This window comes from Sphingomonas sp. PvP055, from assembly GCF_040546365.1.
Classification (GTDB): domain Bacteria; phylum Pseudomonadota; class Alphaproteobacteria; order Sphingomonadales; family Sphingomonadaceae; genus Sphingomonas; species Sphingomonas echinoides_A.
Map to the genome: position 1 here is coordinate 195,065 of NZ_JBEPNS010000002.1, position 17,980 is coordinate 213,044.

General features: G+C 65.1%; 12 protein-coding genes. 7 read left to right on the forward strand and 5 right to left on the reverse strand.

The window, feature by feature from the left end:
- Positions 1-182 precede the first annotated feature (182 nt).
- Entirely contained in the window at positions 183-1,541 is a 1,359-nt protein-coding gene (locus ABIC16_RS19635) for a restriction endonuclease PLD domain-containing protein (protein WP_354292540.1), read from the reverse strand.
- 412 nt (positions 1,542-1,953) lie between these two features.
- Here ABIC16_RS19635 and ABIC16_RS19640 point away from each other — a divergent pair, with 412 nt between their 5' ends.
- From ABIC16_RS19640 to ABIC16_RS19650, 3 genes are read left to right on the forward strand one after another with little or no spacing between them, the layout of a single operon-like run.
- Complete coding sequence (locus ABIC16_RS19640) at positions 1,954-4,326, forward strand: hypothetical protein (protein ID WP_354292541.1); 2,373 nt, start codon at positions 1,954-1,956, stop codon at positions 4,324-4,326.
- On the forward strand, positions 4,326-5,867 hold the full coding sequence (locus ABIC16_RS19645; protein WP_354292542.1) for a hypothetical protein: 1,542 nt from the start codon (positions 4,326-4,328) through the stop codon (positions 5,865-5,867). The genes ABIC16_RS19640 and ABIC16_RS19645 overlap by 1 nt, the downstream gene beginning before the upstream one ends.
- A complete protein-coding gene (locus tag ABIC16_RS19650) occupies positions 5,864-7,189 on the forward strand; it encodes a hypothetical protein (protein WP_354292543.1) in 1,326 nt (441 codons plus the stop codon). The genes ABIC16_RS19645 and ABIC16_RS19650 overlap by 4 nt, the downstream gene beginning before the upstream one ends.
- 56 nt (positions 7,190-7,245) lie before the next feature.
- Here ABIC16_RS19650 and ABIC16_RS19655 read toward each other — a convergent pair whose 3' ends face one another.
- Positions 7,246-9,651, reverse strand: a complete 2,406-nt coding sequence (locus ABIC16_RS19655; RefSeq protein WP_354292544.1) for an AAA family ATPase — start codon at positions 9,649-9,651, stop codon at positions 7,246-7,248.
- A gap of 146 nt (positions 9,652-9,797) precedes the next feature.
- On the opposite strand from ABIC16_RS19655, the gene ABIC16_RS19660 reads away from it, so the two are divergent.
- The 4 genes from ABIC16_RS19660 (at position 9,798) to ABIC16_RS19675 (ending at position 14,775) form a co-directional block, all read left to right on the forward strand.
- Positions 9,798-11,540 (forward strand): DUF8808 domain-containing protein, encoded by a 1,743-nt coding sequence (locus ABIC16_RS19660; RefSeq protein WP_354292545.1) that lies wholly within the window; start codon positions 9,798-9,800, stop codon positions 11,538-11,540.
- A gap of 257 nt (positions 11,541-11,797) precedes the next feature.
- The gene (locus ABIC16_RS19665; RefSeq protein WP_354292546.1) at positions 11,798-12,757 is read left to right on the forward strand and encodes an ABC-three component system protein; all 960 of its coding nucleotides are present in this window, start codon (positions 11,798-11,800) and stop codon (positions 12,755-12,757) included.
- On the forward strand, positions 12,744-12,992 hold the full coding sequence (locus tag ABIC16_RS19670) for an ABC-three component system middle component 8 (protein ID WP_354292547.1): 249 nt from the start codon (positions 12,744-12,746) through the stop codon (positions 12,990-12,992). Before ABIC16_RS19665 ends, ABIC16_RS19670 begins: the two co-directional genes overlap by 14 nt.
- Positions 12,979-14,775 carry a DUF2326 domain-containing protein gene (locus ABIC16_RS19675; RefSeq protein WP_354292548.1) on the forward strand — a complete coding sequence of 599 codons (1,797 nt, stop codon included), beginning with the start codon at positions 12,979-12,981 and terminating at the stop codon, positions 14,773-14,775. The genes ABIC16_RS19670 and ABIC16_RS19675 overlap by 14 nt, the downstream gene beginning before the upstream one ends.
- Before the next feature lie 33 nt (positions 14,776-14,808).
- On the opposite strand, the gene ABIC16_RS19680 is transcribed toward ABIC16_RS19675, so the two are convergent.
- The 3 genes from ABIC16_RS19680 to ABIC16_RS19690 all read right to left on the reverse strand — a co-directional run bounded on the left by ABIC16_RS19680 (position 14,809) and on the right by ABIC16_RS19690 (position 17,687).
- The gene (locus ABIC16_RS19680) at positions 14,809-15,903 is read right to left on the reverse strand and encodes a hypothetical protein (protein WP_354292549.1); all 1,095 of its coding nucleotides are present in this window, start codon (positions 15,901-15,903) and stop codon (positions 14,809-14,811) included.
- Positions 15,904-16,095: 192 nt separating this feature from the next.
- Complete coding sequence (locus ABIC16_RS19685) at positions 16,096-16,935, reverse strand: hypothetical protein (RefSeq protein ID WP_354292550.1); 840 nt, start codon at positions 16,933-16,935, stop codon at positions 16,096-16,098.
- Complete coding sequence (locus ABIC16_RS19690) at positions 16,935-17,687, reverse strand: hypothetical protein (RefSeq protein ID WP_354292551.1); 753 nt, start codon at positions 17,685-17,687, stop codon at positions 16,935-16,937. Before ABIC16_RS19690 ends, ABIC16_RS19685 begins: the two co-directional genes overlap by 1 nt.
- Between the last annotated feature and the right edge of the window lie 293 nt (positions 17,688-17,980).

The window sequence follows — 17,980 nt, forward strand, 5'->3', positions numbered from 1 at the left end:
ATCAGCCTGTCGAGCCGCCCGTAGTCCATCGGTTCCCGGTCGTGACCGCCGTCCTACTAGCTACCGTGCCGCTGCCGAAGCGGCGGGGACGAATAAGTCTTGTGGGAGTGCACCAGGGCCGGAAACCGAAAGTTTTTTGCCGCCGGTCGGGACTTGGTTGTCAGCACCGTCCGCGGGACTTGTCACTCCCAATCGTCGTCGCTCCATGGCTCCTCGGCGATCGTGTCGCGCAGCGCGTCCTCAAACTCCGAGCCGATCGAGAGTGTGTCGTCGTCCAGCCGCGCGAGGATCGACTTGACGATCGTTGGCTGGGTCGTCCCGCCGGCCCGGAACGCAAGGTCCTCGAAGAACGACCGCTCGAACTCCTCCACCGCTACGCCGTCTTCCCAGATGTCCGGCATTCCGGTCAGCGTCATGGACCGGGCGTGGCGCTGGACGGTGACCGGATCGCTCAGCGCCTTGGTGCGGGACGTCACGAACCGCTCGAAGCGCAGCTCGCGGTTGCTCACGGGACGGGCGTCGATCCCGTGCGTCTCGAGGAACCTCCCCAACGTCTCGACGTGGCTGGCGAAGGCCTCGCGCACGGAACGCTCGCCTTCGGGCGTCCGCAGCGTGGCGCCGATCTCCGCGAGACGCCGCTCCCTGGCGGCTTCGTCCTGCGCCACCTTGCCGCGGACGTAGTCGCCGTAGGCCTGGGGCATCCACCATCCGAACACCGTGTCGATCGAGTATGGTCGAATCTGCACCCGACTGCCGGACGGGCCGTCACCGTCGAGGTCGTCGTCAACGTCCGCGATCTGCAACGGGCTTCTCAAGTCGAAGCCGAATCCCTGCGTCCGCGGATTGGCATGGCTGACGGCGGACGATCCCGCGAGCGCCTCGGCGAGCCGCTCGTGATGCCGGGCGTCGAACCGGAACGCGTCGAACGTGAACAGTCGTTGCGCCGGCGGCTTGTGGCAGAGCAGCCCCGCCATAAAAAAGTCCCGCAGCGTCGTGATCTCGGCCGCCGGGGGCGACAGCGCGACGTCGACGGCCTTGGCGAATACGGCTGCGACGTATGCCGACAGCGCCTCGTGCCGGCCGGATAGCCGGACCATGAGTTCGTGGCGGGTGCTTCCCGGATTGGCGGAGCCCACGAACCAAACCGGTCGGGTGGTATTGAGGAACCGGAAGAGCTTGGTATGGAAGTGGACCGGCGAGCTTCTCACTACCGCCACGACGACGTCCCGGAAGCCGCTCTTGAGCAGCTTGTCCCTCAGCCGACGCATGTCTGCCCAGGTCGCTGGGATTGCCGATTTCGCCTCGATCCCGACGGCGATCCTGACCTTGCAAGCGCTACGCCTGGACCGTCTGACCTGCTTGCACAGCGCGATGATCGGCTCGACACTGTAGAAGCCGCCAAGGATTGTGATCTCGGTGGCGGACGAGGCCGCGGCCTCGAGGGCCTCGTCAAGCTCGACGTAGTCGACGTCGTCGCCGAGATCGATGAGGTCAGGTCGTCCGACGAGGATGGTCGCCGACACCATGCGTTGTTTTGACATTGCCGGACGATAGCGCCGCGTACAGCGCCGGCAAGGCGGTCCACGGCATTATCGTTGGCGAGGCCCTAACTCGGTCCAGCAGCACGGCGGTCGCGACGCAGTCGTCTCCGTCGAAAAAGGGATCCGCTGCAGGATACCGAAAGTCCTGGCGTCCGATTCTGCCGATGTGACTCACTTGGCTCGACCGTTAGTCGGACCATCAACACAAAAGGCCGACACGTCGCTTGGCTTCGTACACATAACTCTCGCCCCCTATTATCATCTTCAGCTATCTTCAGCCGTCGAGCATCCCGGCGCCTCTGGGCTGAGGTTTCCTCGTCGGCCTTGCCTCATCCGCCCGCGTGGGTCACGATCGGTGCGTCGCAGGCGAGGCCGCGGTACGGGGGGGATCCATCGACGTGCCAATAAAGTGGTGACGGCTGCTGAGGCTGCATCTGCAACCGCGCATCCGCTGGACGTTGTCCGGGCCGGGCGTTGGACGCGGGCGCTTTTTGGCACCTATGCACTTAGTCTTGGGTTCTTCGAGGCGGCACCGCTGCGGGCGCTGCGTCGGGTCGGCGCCAACGACATCCGGATCCTCGCCGACGTGTCGGGTGTGGCGGCCTCGCTCGGCGAGGCCGGGGCGCGCGAGGTTGGCCGGACCTACGCCGTGGACGCGATCGGCGCGCCCGGCGGATGCTTCCATCCGAAGTTCGTCCTGCTCGATGGCGAGGATGGTCCGCGCCTCGTGATCGGTTCGGGGAACCTCACGTTCGGGGGCTGGGGGCGCAACCTCGAGCTCTGCGAGATACTCAGTCCGCGCACGTCGCCGCGGGCGTTCGGCGACATGGCCGACTTCCTCGAGGCGCTTGCCACGTCGCCCCGCCTCGACTTCCCGAACGCAGGAATCGCCGCGTCCTGGGCGGGCGCGCTGCGGCGGTCGGGAGATATGGGCGGCGGGTCAGACGTGCGGCTCCTCCACAGCGTCGACCGGCCAATCGCGGACCAGCTCGTGGAGATGGCGGACGCCGCGGGCGGGGCAACCGGGCTTCTCGTCGCGTCGCCATACTTCGGGTCAGCCGGCGCGGTCCGCAGACTGGCCGACGGGCTGGGGCTGGAGCGGTTCGCGGTCCATGTGTCCACCGCCTTGGCATTGGCCGGTCAGCACTACGACTTCGCACACGATCCCCGAGCGGACCGGGTCGTCGTCGAGGGCCTCAACGAGGAGCCGCGGCAGCGTCCCATGCATGCCAAGCTCATCGAGATTATCTGCCGCGACCGCGTGCTGACCGTGAGCGGCAGTGTGAACGCGAGCGGACCGGCGCTTTCCCGAGCAGTGAACGTCGAGCTCGCGGTCGTGCGCGCGGGACCTGAGCGCACGCCGGTGCGGGCGTTCGTCGGCTCGCTGCCTCCGCTTCCGGTGGTCGAGACGGAGGGGTCCGGAAGCGACGACGCGATCCTGCTTGCGAATCTCGTCGGCCGTAACCTGTCAGGGATCGTGATGGGTGCCGACGCCCAGGGCACCTGGTCGGCGCGTCTCGACGCGACGGGGGAGTTCCGCGAGCTGGGCGATCTTGAGGTTGGGCCAGACCGCCGCTTCTCGGTCGAGATCCGCGGAGGGGACGAGATCGGCTTCGGCAGCCGGCGCGCTATCCTTGCGCTGTCGCGCGATGGGCGGCGTGTCGCCGGTTTCGTGACCTTCCCCGATCTGCTCGAGTTGAACCGCCGATGGGGTTCGAGCGCCGGCAGCATGATCCGGGTCGTCGGCGGCTCGGCGGAGGACGAGGATCTCGCCGGCGTGCTGGAGTACTTCGCCCGGCACCCCGACGAGACGGCCGCGCCGTGGAGCAACGGTTCCGCCGTCCGCCCGACCCATCGCGTGGTTGACGACCGGAGCGTGTCGCTTGCGGAACTGGATGTGCGGCCACGCGCCGAGGGGACACCCCCCCACCTCGCCGGCTGGGGCGCCAGCGCGATCGACCGGCTGATCGCAGCGGTGCGCCGCAGCCTTGTGAGCGGCGGCACTGGCGGCGGCGGCTCGGCCGCCGGCGATGCGGAGGACGCGGGGGCTGGCGGTCGTCCGGCCGCGCCGCCGCCGGAGCGGACCGAGAAGGTGTTCGAGGTGATCCGGGAGGCCTTCGCCTCGAGGATCGACGATGATCCTCAGACGGAGCTCCACCGCTTGGCCGATCTCGGCCTGTGTGTGCTCGCTCGCCGCCCCGACGCCGCGAGGGTCTCGGAGTTCGCCTCGTGGTGGACGACGCTCGCGTCGCCCAGGCTGCGCTGCGACCCGGAACGCGCGGAGCTCCGCTCCCTCGCGACGGCGCTGGTGCTGATCGACGCGATGGCCGCGCGTTCGCCGATCCGCGCGCGACGCAGGATCGCGGCGATGGTCGGACCGGTGGAAGATGCGCTTGACGCTTGCATGGACGCGATGACGCCGGTCGTCAGCGGCCTGGTTGCCGAAGCCACGGCGGGCCGCGAGGCGCTCGAGGCGTTCGTGGCCGAGGTCCAGGGCGAGCGCTCCGTCCTTGAGGAGCTGCCGGTCCTGCTGGCCGCGATCCGCGCCGGCGAGGCCCCGCCGCCGCTGCCCTGTCTCGACCGCGAGCCGGAGATGGACCGCATCCGGCGGCGGATCGCGGACGGCTTCGCCGCCCGCATACCGATCGCCGGTCCATGGCACACGTCCTGTCCCAAGTGCAGCATCGGCTTGCCCGAGGCCGACATCCAGCGGCTGCGCGCCATCGGTCTGGTCGCTGCGCAAAACTGCTGCTCGAGCGTCGTCGTTCTGGATCGGAATCTCTGATGTCGCGGATCCGCACGCTCCAGGACCTGGACGATGTGATCGCCCTTGCCGATCGTCCGCGCCCGGTCCCGATCCTGCCGCTCGAGACCGGGGGCGTGGATCCGCTTGGGTTGAGGCAGCTAAATTTCGACATGATGGACCGTTGCATCCCGGGCCTCAACAACGCGGCGTGGCGGCTGCGCCCCTACGTGGTAATGGCGTGGGCGTGGTGGCAGGCAGCGCGGTTGGCAGAGCGCGCCGGGCTGCAGTCGCTACCCGTGCCGGTCGGGCGGCGGTTCACCGACCGGATCGAGGTCATCTTCCAGACGGGCCAGCTGATGGCGGGGGACTTCTCTAGCCTTCCGGGTGTGGAGGGTCTGCAGGCACGCGTCGTCGCAAAGCAGGGCTACGACTTCTCGACGCCCGAGTGGGAGGACTGGCACCTCCGGCGGCGCGACCAAGGCTCGCTCATGTCCCCGGTCTCGTATGGTCCCTCGGTGAAAGAGGGGCTTGGGATGGGCTTCCTCAGATCGTCGGGCGGGCTGTTCGCGCCGGTAGACGAGGTCATGCCGGCGGTCCTCGCGCTCGACGCCAGATTGGCGCCAGCGCTTGGCCATGAGGCGTTCGCCTCGCTGGAGTGCGGCTGGGTGCCACTTGACCTCATGGTCGACTGGCATCCGCTATGGGACATGCGGGATCTGACCCCGGCGGAAGCCGAGGTCGGGCGCCTGGCGCTTGTCGGATCGGGTGGCGTCTCGCCCCGCGCCCGGATCGTGGAGCTTGTCGGATCGATCCTCGGTGCCGCGACCGGACCGCTCGACACCGGCCAGCTGAGGCTGCTCGCGGCGCGGTCCGACCGCGAGTGGTCGGAATGGCCGACCGCGCGCCTGTGGCGTGCCATGCAGACGCGCCAGCTGATGCGGCTGTCGCTGGAGGGGCTCCTGAACTGGGTCCTGGCGATGGCGTCGGATCGACCGGTGACGCTCGACGAGCTTGTGGACTGGCTGCTCGAGGCGCTCGGCGCTTCTCCCGACTTGCCGTTCGGGGAGTGGCTGGATCGACGGGACCGTGGTGACGAGGGCGATGACGCGGTGGTGTCGCCGGTGGCGTTGCTCGACGCGATCGAGGGATCCCGCCAGTGGGACGACCCCGCCCTCTGCGCATCCGGCCTTCGGGCAGCGATCGCCATCTGCAGGGCGATGGACGAGGCCGAGGACCTTTTCGCAGGTCAGCCCGACCGGCTGCCGCTGACACGTCTTTCGGCACGCTTCCGAAGCGCCGCCGGTCTGCCGATGCGGGACGCCTGCGAGCTGATCGTGTCGGAGCTCCTGATCGGCCAGCACGTGTACTGGGCAGTAGGTCGCAGCGGCGATGACACGCAGCGGTTGCGGATCGTGCTCGACGAGGGCGGTTGGATCGCCCTGCGTGGCGCGGGACAATCCAATCCCACGCCGGACCGCCTCTACACGCTGCTGGAACTCGCCTCCGACTGCGGGATCGTCGACCAGGCGGATGGCGGCTACGTCAGCCCGGCGGCGCGGACCGGAGGCGGCACCGCATGAGCGACGAGCTGTTCAGGGACCGGGTCCGCGAGCGCGACCTCGACAACTTCCTCGTTGAGGAGCTGCACGCCTCGCCCGAGTTCCGGAGCTGGCTGCTCGGGCATCTCACCGCGCGGTTCGATGCTCCCGAAGGTTGCGAGGTCAGGTTGCAGAAGTCGCCGACCCGGCTCCAGGACAGCCGGCAGACAGACGTTCAGATCGGGTGGTTCGATCCGACCGGTGCGGTAACGGCGCGCGTCCTGATCGAGAGCAAGGTCACGGCCGACTTTCAGCCCGGCCAGGCTGAGGCCTATGCGGCGGAGGTGGCGGCGGCCCGTTCGGAACTGGGCGCTAGACGGGCCGCGTCGGTGCTGGTCGCGCCAGCCGGCAGGCTCTGCACCCTGCTCGACGCTTCGACCTTCGACGCCAGCGTGTCGATTGAGGACATCGCTGACGCACTCGAGGCGCGTCGTGGCGAGGACGTTCCCGTCGAGGTCGATGCTCGGCTCGCCGTGCGCGTCCAGCTGCTGGAGGCTCTATGCGGCAAGCGTGTGTCCACCGCCTGGATCGCCCGGACCGTTCCGGAGAAGCGGGACTTCGCCGAGGCCTATGCGGCGCTCGCGCGCGAACGCCTGCCGGCCCTGCGTGTGCGCCCATCGACGGACGGGCCCAAGGCCATCACGCGGATATTCGAGGGGCTTACCTTGCCGGGGCTGCCGGTCCCGGCCCTGCGGCACGAGTTCGGGAACGCGGTTTCCTGGAAATGGGTCAACGCCCAGTTCTCGGGCCTGGCGCACCTAGCGCCGGCCGCGCGCGCCTCCGGGATCCTGGCCGGAACGCCCTACTCGGCCGAGGAGGCGGGAAAGTCGCTCGCGATCCGTGCCCGGACGCCGGGGATCGACCCGCAGTCCCCGTTCGCCTCGCAGCGCGACGCCGTCGTGGCCGGACTGGACGCCATGGCCGCACTGGTAGACTGGCTGAAGGGCAACGCTCCGAAGCTCGCGGTGGTCCTACAGGGCGGCACTCCGGCACCGCGCGCGGCCGCCGCCACGGCGCGGAACGCCGCCTCGCTGGATCGCGAGTTCACCGACGCTCTCCGTGACATCTACGCCCAGTGCGCGGCGTTGGACTATCATCCGACCGGCATGCTCCAGATGATCGACCGGCTCGGCGGCATCGGGACTGCCCGCAGGTTGCTGGAGCTTCCGCCGTCCGAGGGGTTCGCGCGCCTCGCGTTGCTAGAGCGCATCGACCTCGCGGTGGAGTCGCTCGTGCTCGAGCCGCGCTGGGATGGTATTTTCACTGAGGAGGAGCGGCGCATAGCGCAGCGCCGCTTGCGATAGCTGGTGGCTCGGCTGGTACCGAGGCATCGATGCAAACCGACGCGGCGATGGGGGTGCTAGCCGAGTTCTACCGCGTTGCCGTCGACAACATGGTTCGCAATCTGACGGTGGGCCGGTCGACCAACTTTCTGGGTCAGCTCGACTGGATGCCCGTCGCGCTGGCTGCAGATAGGCGGCAGAGGCGCTTCAGGTTCTTGAGATGGTTGGCGTCGACATGGTCCATCATGGCGAAGAGTGCGCCGGCGGCGGGCACGCGTCTCCTCCAACGTCATCGTCGAGAACGAAAGTAGGTCGTCAAGGTTGTCCGAATGGGATTCCACCTGGGCCAGTCGTTCGAGCGCGGCAAGACGATCGCGATCAAGATCCGGATGGTCGGCGCACAGCTTGTCGAGTTGGTTGGGAAGCCCTGACCCGCCCGGACACTTGAATGCGAGGAATACGTCGAGGACCCGACGAAGCACGTTGGGGATCATGTATCCGTGGTCGTCGTAGGCGTCTGGCTGCTCGACGAACCGTGGGACATGGCTAAAGAGGAAGTGGTATTCGGAATCGTATTCGCGCAGTAGCTTCGACATCTCGACGATCATCGACGATCGGCGCGTCTGCCCTTCGGGCATGGTGACGTCGATGAAGAGGAACGTCGCTGACGGATCCTTGCCTTCGGGTGGCCGGGCCTTCCACTTCCAGCCCTTCCGGAATTCGTTCATGCATTGCAGGTTGTGCGTCAGGACGAATACCTGGCCGGCCTTGTCTAGCCGTGTTCGCACGAGGGAGCAGGCGAAGTTGAGGGCCTTTGTGTCAAGGCTTGAGACGGGATCGTCCACGACGATTATCGCGTCCCTCAACTTGCGGTTGTCCGCCTCGATGGACGACAGGAAGTAGGAGATGGCGATGGCCGTCTTCTCGCCTTCGCTCGGGACGCCGCTGATCGGCGTGCCATGTCGCTGCAGCTGGTAGCCATCGTCGACCGGGTTGATCGTCAGCTCACCGTGGCCGAGATAGGCCGCGATCAGCTTGTTGATTACATTTGCGGCCGGGCCATGGGTCCTGATCCGCTCGCGCAGGTCCCGAGCGGACTTCCTGAGCCCCTCCAGTTGTTCGGTTCGGCGAAGAACATCCGCAGTCGCGTCATGGACCTCCTTCGCGCTCTTGGCGAAATCTTCGCGGCAGTCGGCGATGAAGTGCCGGCAGATGGACGTCTCGGCTTCCTCCTGATGCTTCTTGAAGTCGGTGACAGCTTGGTTGTGGGCGGCGATCCCAGCGTTGATCGCCGAAACCCCGGCTCCCATCCTCCCTGCCGTGTCGAGCACGTCTGCCTCGGAGACGACGCCGGTCATGTCGGCAGGCGTTGCGGGCCGTTCCCGCTTGGACGCGAGGACGGCCTGCAGGGTACAAAGCTGCGCGACGAGCGTCGCCGTGTCCGCGAGCGTGGTCTGTCGGGCGACCTTGAACTGCGCCCGCAGCTCCGTGACGAGGTCGTCGGATGCCGGGACCTGGCCCTCCAGACCGGTGACTGTCGTGACGAGTTCGTTCAACCGATCGGACGTCTTCGCGAGGCGGGCCACGAACTGGTCGACCCGGTCGTCGAAGGCGGAGCTGAGGAGGGCGCGCCGCTCACTGGAGATGGCGTTGCCGCAAAGGAGGCAGTCCTCGATGCTCTGGGCTTCGTGGAACTCGTGTCCGTGCTTCAGCCAGAGCAGCATGTCCGGGTAGCGCTGCACCTCGTCGAGGGCCACCATCGCCAGCGACTGGCCGCAGACCTCGGATATGAAGCGGTAGGCCGTCCCGATGGTGGCCTCGTCGAACGTGAGCGCCTCGCGGCGCGGCATCGGCTCGTCTAGCCGCCGCGTGTCCTCGGCGGCCTTCAGCTGGTCATCGCTCAGCTTCGGGCGGTCGTCGCCTTTCCATTTCTCGTAGTCCTTCGCCAGCGCCGGCGCCTCGTACTTGCGGCTCCCGAGGTGAAGGCGGGAGGCGACCGACTTCGCCCGTTCCTTCTTGAAGTTAGCGAAGGTCTTCTCCGCTGCCTTCTCGGTTGCCGCCGCCACGTTGCGGTCCGCCTCGGCGGTGACGACTTGCCCCTCTATCTTAGTCAGCTCGTTGGCTGCCTCCGCCTGGTCGGCGCCGATGTAGAACACCGGGTTCGCACGGCCCGCGGCCCATTGCAGATTCTGCTCGATGTAGTCCGAGTTGAACACCAGCAGGCGCTGCTCCAGGCCATTCGGATTGGACGGGCAGCCAAAGGCGGTCCCATCGTCGAGCGACACCTCGAACGCCGCGCCTTCCGGCAATTTCGCATGGGGCTCGCCAGCCTGCAGGCTGGGGAACAGCCGCGAAAGGGTACTTTTACCCGACCCGTTGAAGCCGTAGACCAAATTGTATCGACGGAACTGGAGCGGGGGCGCCTTCGCACCTCGGTCGGCATAGATGCCCAGGCCCTGCATCGACTTGATGTTCGTTATCATCCCCATCCGGTGAATGGATGACGGGGCCGCTTCGATGTCAACTTCTTCCCTTAAATCGTCGCTCTCACCTAATCCGCCTGCGGTTCAGTCGGGGTTCCCGACGACATCTGTTGCGTCTGAGAACGGCTTGCTCGACACGTCTTGGGATGAGCGTCGGCGACCACGATCCTATCTCCGTATACGACCTGCGCGCCGCCAAGCTTGCGGCCGAGTACGAGGCGCTTGATCCGACCGGCTACCGCGCGACCTTCGCCTCGCTGCTTCCGGCGGGGCGGGACCGGCTCGCCCTGGATGTCGGCGCCGGCTCGGGCAGGGACGCGGTCTGGCTTGCCGGGCTCGGGTTCGAGGTCGTCGCGGCCGAGCCGGCCGCCGGCATGCGCGAGGCCGGAAAGCGGCTCCACCGCGACGCGGGAGTGCGCTGGGTCGACGACCGTCTGCCGGCGCTCGACGCCACGCACGCCCTCGGACTGTCCTTCGACGTCGTGCTGCTGTCCGCCGTGTGGCAGCACGTTTCGCCCGGCGAACGCCAGCGCGCCTTCCGCAAGCTGGCGACGCTCCTGAAGCCCGGTGGTCTGATGGTGGTCACGCTGCGGTTCGGCCCTGCGCCGGCCGACCGGCCGATGCACGAGGTCTCTCTCGGGGAGATTGAGGGTCTGGCGCGCGGATATGGGCTATCGGTGGTGCGAGTGGAACGGCGCGAGGGAGATGCCCGCCGCCGACCGGGAGTCCACTGGATCACGGTTGCGCTCTCGCTGCCAGACGATGGCGCCGGCGCGCTGCCTCTCCTGCGCGGCATTATCCTCAACGATGACAAGTCCGCTACCTACAAGCTCGGGTTGCTGAGGGCGGTGGCGAAGGTCGCCGATCTCACGCCGGGCCTCGCGCGGCCGCATCCCAGCGAGGACGTGGTCGAGCTGCCGTTGGGCGCGGTCGCGCTGAACTGGGTGCGCATGTATCTGCCGCTGGTGCGCGGCGGCCTCCCCCAGATGCCGCGCAACGCCGGCCCGGACGGTCTCGGCTTCGCGAAGTTCGGCTTCCGGGCCCTTCTCGCCGATGACTTCGCGCCCCTCGACCTCCGGGTCGGATCAACTTTCTCCTGCGCGCGCGCGGTGGCCGTGGCGGGAGCGCTTCGAGATGCCTCGCGCACGATCGCCACGATGCCGGCGAACTTCACCCGTTATCCCAACTCGACCGAACGCGTGTTCGCGGCATCGGCTGCAGGCTTCAGGCCGGGCGTGGAACTGGCGCTTGACGCCGATACGCTCGCGGCATTCGGCACCATTGGCGTTCCCGGTCATGTCTGGCGCGCGATGCAGCGGCTGGGTTCGTGGATCGATCCGGTTCTCACGGCGGAGTGGGCACGGATGGTGCGAGGCTACCTCGAGAGGCGGGGCGACACTGTTGGCCCCGGGGCCGTCGAGGCGGCGCTGGCCTGGATCGAACCCGCGCGCAGCGTCAAGGTCGCGAGGGACGCGGCCATCGCGAGGCTGTCGACGGGTGGCGCGGTCCGCTGCGTCTGGTCACATCGAGACCTCACGCCAGACACCCTCGACATTGACCACTGTCTGCCGTGGTCTGCGTGGTCCTGTGGCGATCTCTGGAACCTCATGCCTGCTCACCGGACGGTGAACCAGCGGCAGAAGCGCGACCTGCTGCCCAGCGCGTTGGCGCTCGCCGGGTCGCGCCACGCGATCATCGAATGGTGGGAGGCCGCGTGGCGGGACAGCCCGGCGCTCGAGGCTCGCTTCGAGCGGGAGGTGCGGGCGGCGTTGCCCGTTTCCGCCGGGTGCACCAGCGAGCTTGCGTTCGAGGGGCTGAGCTGGCGTCGGCTGCGGCTGCAGCAGGATCAGCGCCTGACCGAGTGGGCCGGGCACGCGGCTGGTCCTTGATCGGTTGGCTGGACCGGATCGTCATGGCCGTTTCGCCGGACGCATCATCCGGACCCGACACCCGTCACCCGGCATCTATAGAAGGGGTGCCGAGGCCGCGGGCATCTAGGCAGGCCCAAGGTTGGTCACTGCAATCGCCCAATTCGACGCTTGGCGCGGCGTGCGGTTCGGATAGAAGGACGATCTATGGAGCGCGCGGGCGATCATTTTTGCGAGGCGGGTAAGCCCGAGAATCCCCCAGCGCTGCGCGTCGTGGGATGATGTACCGGTATGAAGACCTAGGCGACGATCAGTTTGAGACGTTAATCGTTCTCCTCTGCCGCTATCTGCTCGGCGTCGGCGTGAAGGGCTTTGCAAAGGGTCCGGATGGCGGCCGCGACGCTAAGTTTGTCGGAACCGCGCAGCTGTTTCCGAGCACCGCGGGTCCATGGGTCGGCACCGTAATCGTCCAGGCGAAGCATACCAACGGTTACAACAAGAGCTTTTCCGAAGCCGAGTTTTACAGCACCAAATCCGAAAATACGGTGATCGGCGAAGAGGTGCCGCGCGTCAAAAAACTGCGCGAGGCCGGGCAGCTCGATCATTATATGCTGTTCTCGAATCGCAAGCTCGCTGGCAATGCCGAGCAGGCGATCACGGCCTATCTCGCGGAAACGACCTGCCTGCCCGAGGGCTCGATTTATCTGTGCGGCATCGAGCAACTCGAATCTTGGCTGAAGCAATTCCCGGAAGCCGCCAAGCTCGCATACCTCGATCCAGTCGATTCACCGCTGATCGTGTCGCCCGACGAGTTGGCGGAGGTGGTCGAGGCGTTCGCCACGCACAGCGCGCTGATCGAGGATACGATCGACGCGCCGCCGGAGGCGCGCACACCCTATGAGGTGAAGAACGTCCTTAACCAGATGACGCCGGAATATGCGAAGCTTCAGCGCCGGCGTTACTTGAAAGACACCGCACAGATCCGCGCCTTTCTCGCCGCACCCGAGAACCAGCATATCCTGAAGGCCTATGAGACGGCAGTCGACGAATTCGAGCTGAAGATCATCGCGAAGCGCAAGGAGTACCAAAACTTCGACGCGGTGATGAATTACCTGGTTGACCTGCTGTTCGATCGCGACCCGGTGCTGCGGCAGCACAAGCGGCTAACCCGCGCGGTCGTCTTCTACATGTATTGGAACTGCGACATCGGCCTCGGAGCGGACGATGTTACGGCCTAGCAAGCATGCGCATCCCGACCGCACGGTCGTCAACGTCGCCATGCTTTTGTTGAAGCGACTCAAGGCGAAGCGGCTTGTCGATTATAGCTCGTTGCACGCCTACGCGCGCAAGAGCGTGTCGGGAGGCGACGTGCTATTCCTGCCCTCGCTCAATTTCCTGTTTCTACTTGGGTTGGTCATCTACCATCCGAAGACGGACTCGTTCGAATATGTTGGTCTGAATGAAACCGTCTAAGCTCTACACCGACCAGCCAGACCGTTTCGCCGCGGTCGAGTTTACGCCCGAGTTGAATGTGGTTCTGGCGGAGATCCGTTTGCCGGAGAATCAGGATCGGGACACACACAACCTTGGTAAGACGACGCTCGGTCGGTTGCTCGACTTTGGTTTTCTCGCCGGCAGGGATCAGAACTTCTTCCTGTTCCGGCATGAGGATCGGTTCGGAGAGTTCGTCTTCTTTCTTGAGGTGGAGTTGCTCGACGGCAGCTACGTCACGGTGCGCCGCGCCGTCGCTGGGCATAGCCGGATAGCCTTCAAGAAGCATGTCGTACGTCATCAGGATTTCTCCGCCCTGCCTGATCGCGACTGGGACCATCTCGACGTCCCATTCGAGCGGGCGCGGGAACTCCTCGATAGCTATCTCGACTGGCGCGCTCTAAAGCCGTGGCATTACCGAAAGGGGCTCGGCTACTTCCTTCGCTCGCAGGAAGACTTTGGCGACGTGTTCCAACTTCGGCGCTTCGCGAACTCGCATGCCGACTGGAAGCCGTTTCTAGCCCATATATTGGGCTTCGATGCCGCCCTCATCGGCGAGCATTATGCCAAGGAAGCGGCGCTAGACGACATGGAGAGCAAATCGGCGACCATCCGGCAGGAGCTTGGGGGTGGGAACATCGAGGACGCTGGCAAGATCGACGGCATTCTCTTACTGAAAACGCAGGAAGTCGAGAAGAAGCAGGCGCTGCTCGACCGCTTCGATTTTCGTAGTGAGGACAAATCCGAGAGTAAGCTCTTGGTCGATAAGGTCGACGAGCGGATCGCGGTGCTCAATGCTCGCCGCTACTCGCTGATGGCCAACCGCAAGAAGATCGCTGCCTCGCTGCAGGACGATCAGATCCTCTTCAATCCCGATGAGGCCGCCGAGCTATTCGAAGAGGCCGGCGTTCTATTCGGGGGGCAGATCAAGCGTGACTTCCAGCAGCTGATCGAGTTCAACAGGGCAATCACTGAAGAGCGCCAAGGCTATCTCGTCGAGGAGAGGGCAGACATCGACGTCGAGCTGAAGGCGGTCAACGCCGAGCTCACCGCCCTGGGCAAGCGCCGGGCCGAGATGCTCGCGTTTCTCAGCGAGACCGACAGCTTTGCGAAGTACAAGCGGTTCAGCAGCGAGCTGGTCACGCTGCGGGCCGACATCCAGTCGCTTCAGCGGCAGCGCGATTTCGTTCACCGCCTGCAGCAGTTGCGGACCGACATCCGCTCGCTGCAGGAGGAGAAGATCCATCTGCAAAGCGCGATCGAAGCCGACGTTGAGGCGAAGAGCGCGAATGCCGACAGCCTTTTCTCCGCGATCAGGCTTTACTTCAATGAAATCGTAGAAGAGGTCATCGACAGCAAAGCGTTGCTTAACGTCTCGGTCAATCGGATGGGCCATCTGGAATTCAAGGCCGAGCTGCTCGATGAAGCCGGCAACGCCACCAGCGCCGATCGTGGGCATAGCTACCGCAAGCTACTCTGCGTCGCGTTCGACCTCGCGCTGATCCGCGCGCACTTGGGTGAGGCGTTTCCTCGTTTCGCCTATCATGATGGAGTACTTGAGTCGCTCGACGACCGCAAAAAGGAGGTGCTGATCTCCGTCTTGCGGCGCTACACGGGCATGGGGATCCAATCGATCGTCACGCTGATCGACTCCGATCTGCCGAAGCGGCCTGCCGACCAGCCCTTATTTGAAGACGATGAGATCGTGCTGCTCCTGCACGACGAGGGCGAGAGCGGCCGTTTATTTAAGATGCCGTCCTGGTAACCCGACAGCAGCCGCTGCTCGCCTGCTACGATCTTAAACCGGCAGGCGCGCGCCAAATTTGTTAGCGATCAGCATCTCGAGCCGGAAAATCAACATCAACTGGATGAACATGCGAGAGCTGCGGGCGAGGTAGGCGGCATAACTGATCGTGTTGACGTCGCCCTGACCGCCTTTACCGGCGCGATACTCGACCATCCCCGACGCGCGATCGAACGTCATGCCGCCGTGGTGCGAGGCGTTGCGTAGCTGATTGTCGAACTCTGCTGCAACCATCGCCAGTGGCGGATTGTCGGCGAAGGCCTTGGCGCGGCCGGCTTTGTCGGTCGTCCGATAAGCGTCAAAGGTAATCGAGCGCAGTCGGTCGAATGGGCGATCCTCGATTAGGTTATTCACTGCCGTCACGACCTCGATATTGTCGCCGAACGCCTCAAACGCATTACCGTAGAACATGCGGGTAAGATCGAAGTTGGACGATGCCGCAACATGGCGATCGTCAACGGCGATGTCCGATGCAACGAGCTGATGCACCTGCGAGAATTCGGAGAAGGCGCTAAGATATGCCTTGCAGATTTCGAAGTAGCGCCGCCCATGCGTTGCACTCAATTCAGCGCCGTAATAGACGACGAAGCGCTCGAAATCGTCTTTTTGAACCGCGACGCTGAGCTGCTCGAACAGTCCTTCCCAAAGGCGCTCGTAATAGGGGCGGGTCAGGTCGCCGATGAACTGGAAGATCCAATCTTGGATGGAGTTGGGGGTATCTTCATAGCCGGCTGTACCAACGAAAGCTTCCATCCGCTTCTGGGCTAGATCGAACTTGCCGTTGCGGGTGAGGGACCAAGCCGCCAGAAGTTGCGGCCATTCCTCCGTGATGCGCGCTCTTCGAGGTTCGTCAGCAGAGAAGGCTGGGAGGTCGTCCGGCAGGCCCACGCGCGCACGCGCCGCAAGCATCGAATCGACAAGCTTGCGGCCGAGCTCGATGCTGGGAAAGGCGTCGGCGCTACTGATCTGATCTTTAGGAAACACGAAGCTCGGATGGAGATTGACCACCGGACCGCTGTCGTCGCGCGCCGCCCGCGCAGCGTTCGGCCCGAACGACATGCCGACCTTTTCCTCGATCAGAATTCCCATCTCTTGGCCGCAGTTCCGACACTAGAAATGATGGGCCTGGACCGGCTCAGCGCCCATCCCGATCCTGAGCACATGGACGGTCCCGCACTCGTCGCAGGAAGCATATTCTCGAACAATCATGCTGCCGCCATAATTTTTGCGATCATCAAGGTCACTAGCTGGGCTCTCAACTCCACTTGAGCAATATTCCAATCAGTGTGCGCGATTGTCGTAATGCGGCCAGAGTTCCTCGTCAGGCACGTCGATGAAGGCCGAGATCCGATCCGGCGGGATAGCCTCGTATCGCATGAGACCGCAGCCTTCCTCCTGCGCAGCCGTGTCGTCGTCGCCGGTGACAAGCCACCACGCGACCGCCCCGATCAGCTCAGCCAGCAGGTTGGGCTCATCACCGATCTCGCCGCGTGGGTTGGCGGCATCAATCGCTTCCGCACCGGTGAGGCGAAACTGCACTAGCGTACCCCGTCCGCGGCGTCGATTCTCATCATGGCAGATGTCGCCGAGCAGATAGTTGGCGACGTGGTGATCAAACTCCGATCCTTCGACCAGGTAGTGGTTGCAGCCGCGGACGAGGCCGCTCCTCGAGAATAGACCGTAGACCATGCCTTCGCGATTGCCGGCTCGGCTCGAGACGAACTCGATCGCCTCGGCAACGCGACCGCCAATCTCGGGCCACAGGCGATGTTCGCCTAGAAAGGCTGCGATCGCCGGGACCCGTTCAGCCGCAACGAGCGGGCGCAGACCCTCACGCTCGATGGAGCGGTGCTGCGCCTCGTTGATCCGGGTTCCGTGATACGCGAAGACTTCGCGCGCCAGCAGCCAGGTTCGCGTCGCCTCCCACAGTCGGCGCTTACTGGCGAGTTCATACAGCGCGAACCGCGCGCTGATGGGGCCTTCAGGATTAGCCTTCCTAAGCTGCTCGCCTGCGTCAGCGGGCAGGAGGTCGCCGAATTGGGCAACCAAGCTCGGCAGCCATTGCGGACCGTCGTCGAACTCAAGGATAGGACAGGTCGGCGGGATGTATGCGGAAGCCATCACTCGTCCGGTTTCTCGATCACACCGTAGCTGTTGAACGCGCCAGCGTCAGGCTTGCCCTCGAAAGCGTCGATCCAACCTGGCACGGCACAGAACGCGTCGGGGTCAAAGCGGTAGCGGCGCATGAGCGCGGCGACGCCGGCATCCCGCCGCGATGCAGCTGACAACACGGTGCCAAGCTCCACATAACGCGCTTGGGTGGCGTCATATGCCATTGACCGGACATGTTCAACGAGACCCATAAGGCGGCGGGCGAACTGGGCACGGTTCTGCGCGCGTGCCGAATAAAAGGCGATCCCCACGCCCTCGGTGACTCGTCGCATCACCAGCGCCTCCCTGACCAGTGGCCCATCGGCCATATCGGCTGCCTTTCCAAAATGCGCCAGCGCGTGATTACGCAACTCCATCGCTTCGAGATGGAGCTCGCGACCGTCGCCCTTCAGCTTCTCGCGCCCAAACCACTTCTCCCGCTCAATCGGCTTCGTCTCGGTCGCTCGCGCGTAGAGGATGACGGCCTGTGCGAACAGGCATCCTGCCGCGGTCGAGAGCTCCGCTCCGGTTAGTCCGCCATGGCCGTCACCCTTGGTAAGCATACCCAACAGCTGGAGCGCATCGGCAGCGTCGCTTAAATCCTGATGAGCCGAGGCCACCGATAAGGCCCGCTCGATCGCGGTGACCAGGTCATCCTGCCCGCCGCGCTGCCTCAGCGTGGGAAGAGCCGCCGAAAGGTCATATTCAAAATCGCTTGCCATGGCATCCGCAATAGCGGCTCTCGAACACAGGCGGCAGTAGGCATCCGGTAACAGCTGGCAGCGGTCGGCCTCGCGCCTTGCGAAGCACAAGCGCCGCCGCGATGTTCTGGACCGAGAATTAGGACTAGACGAGCGCAATCTGTTTCCGCGTTGCACTTGTACCATCGAGCTGAGCGACCGCAACCTGCCAGCGCTTTTGGATCGGAGGCGCCGCTTAGCGTGGTGGAACTGTTCGCAAGGCGATGAACGGATGGCCGAAGTTTGGCAGGCAATCTGCGGGTTGAACGTCCGGG

Coding starts and splice junctions, on each gene's coding strand:
- ABIC16_RS19645 (WP_354292542.1), top strand. CDS start 4,326: ATGTCGCGGATCCGCACGCTCCAGGACCTGGACGATGTGATCGCCCTT.
- ABIC16_RS19665 (WP_354292546.1), top strand. CDS start 11,798: ATGATGTACCGGTATGAAGACCTAGGCGACGATCAGTTTGAGACGTTA.
- ABIC16_RS19660 (WP_354292545.1), top strand. CDS start 9,798: ATGAGCGTCGGCGACCACGATCCTATCTCCGTATACGACCTGCGCGCC.
- ABIC16_RS19685 (WP_354292550.1), bottom strand. CDS start 16,935: ATGGCTTCCGCATACATCCCGCCGACCTGTCCTATCCTTGAGTTCGAC.
- ABIC16_RS19670 (WP_354292547.1), top strand. CDS start 12,744: ATGTTACGGCCTAGCAAGCATGCGCATCCCGACCGCACGGTCGTCAAC.
- ABIC16_RS19655 (WP_354292544.1), bottom strand. CDS start 9,651: ATGATAACGAACATCAAGTCGATGCAGGGCCTGGGCATCTATGCCGAC.
- ABIC16_RS19690 (WP_354292551.1), bottom strand. CDS start 17,687: ATGGCAAGCGATTTTGAATATGACCTTTCGGCGGCTCTTCCCACGCTG.
- ABIC16_RS19680 (WP_354292549.1), bottom strand. CDS start 15,903: ATGGGAATTCTGATCGAGGAAAAGGTCGGCATGTCGTTCGGGCCGAAC.
- ABIC16_RS19675 (WP_354292548.1), top strand. CDS start 12,979: ATGAAACCGTCTAAGCTCTACACCGACCAGCCAGACCGTTTCGCCGCG.
- ABIC16_RS19635 (WP_354292540.1), bottom strand. CDS start 1,541: ATGTCAAAACAACGCATGGTGTCGGCGACCATCCTCGTCGGACGACCT.
- ABIC16_RS19650 (WP_354292543.1), top strand. CDS start 5,864: ATGAGCGACGAGCTGTTCAGGGACCGGGTCCGCGAGCGCGACCTCGAC.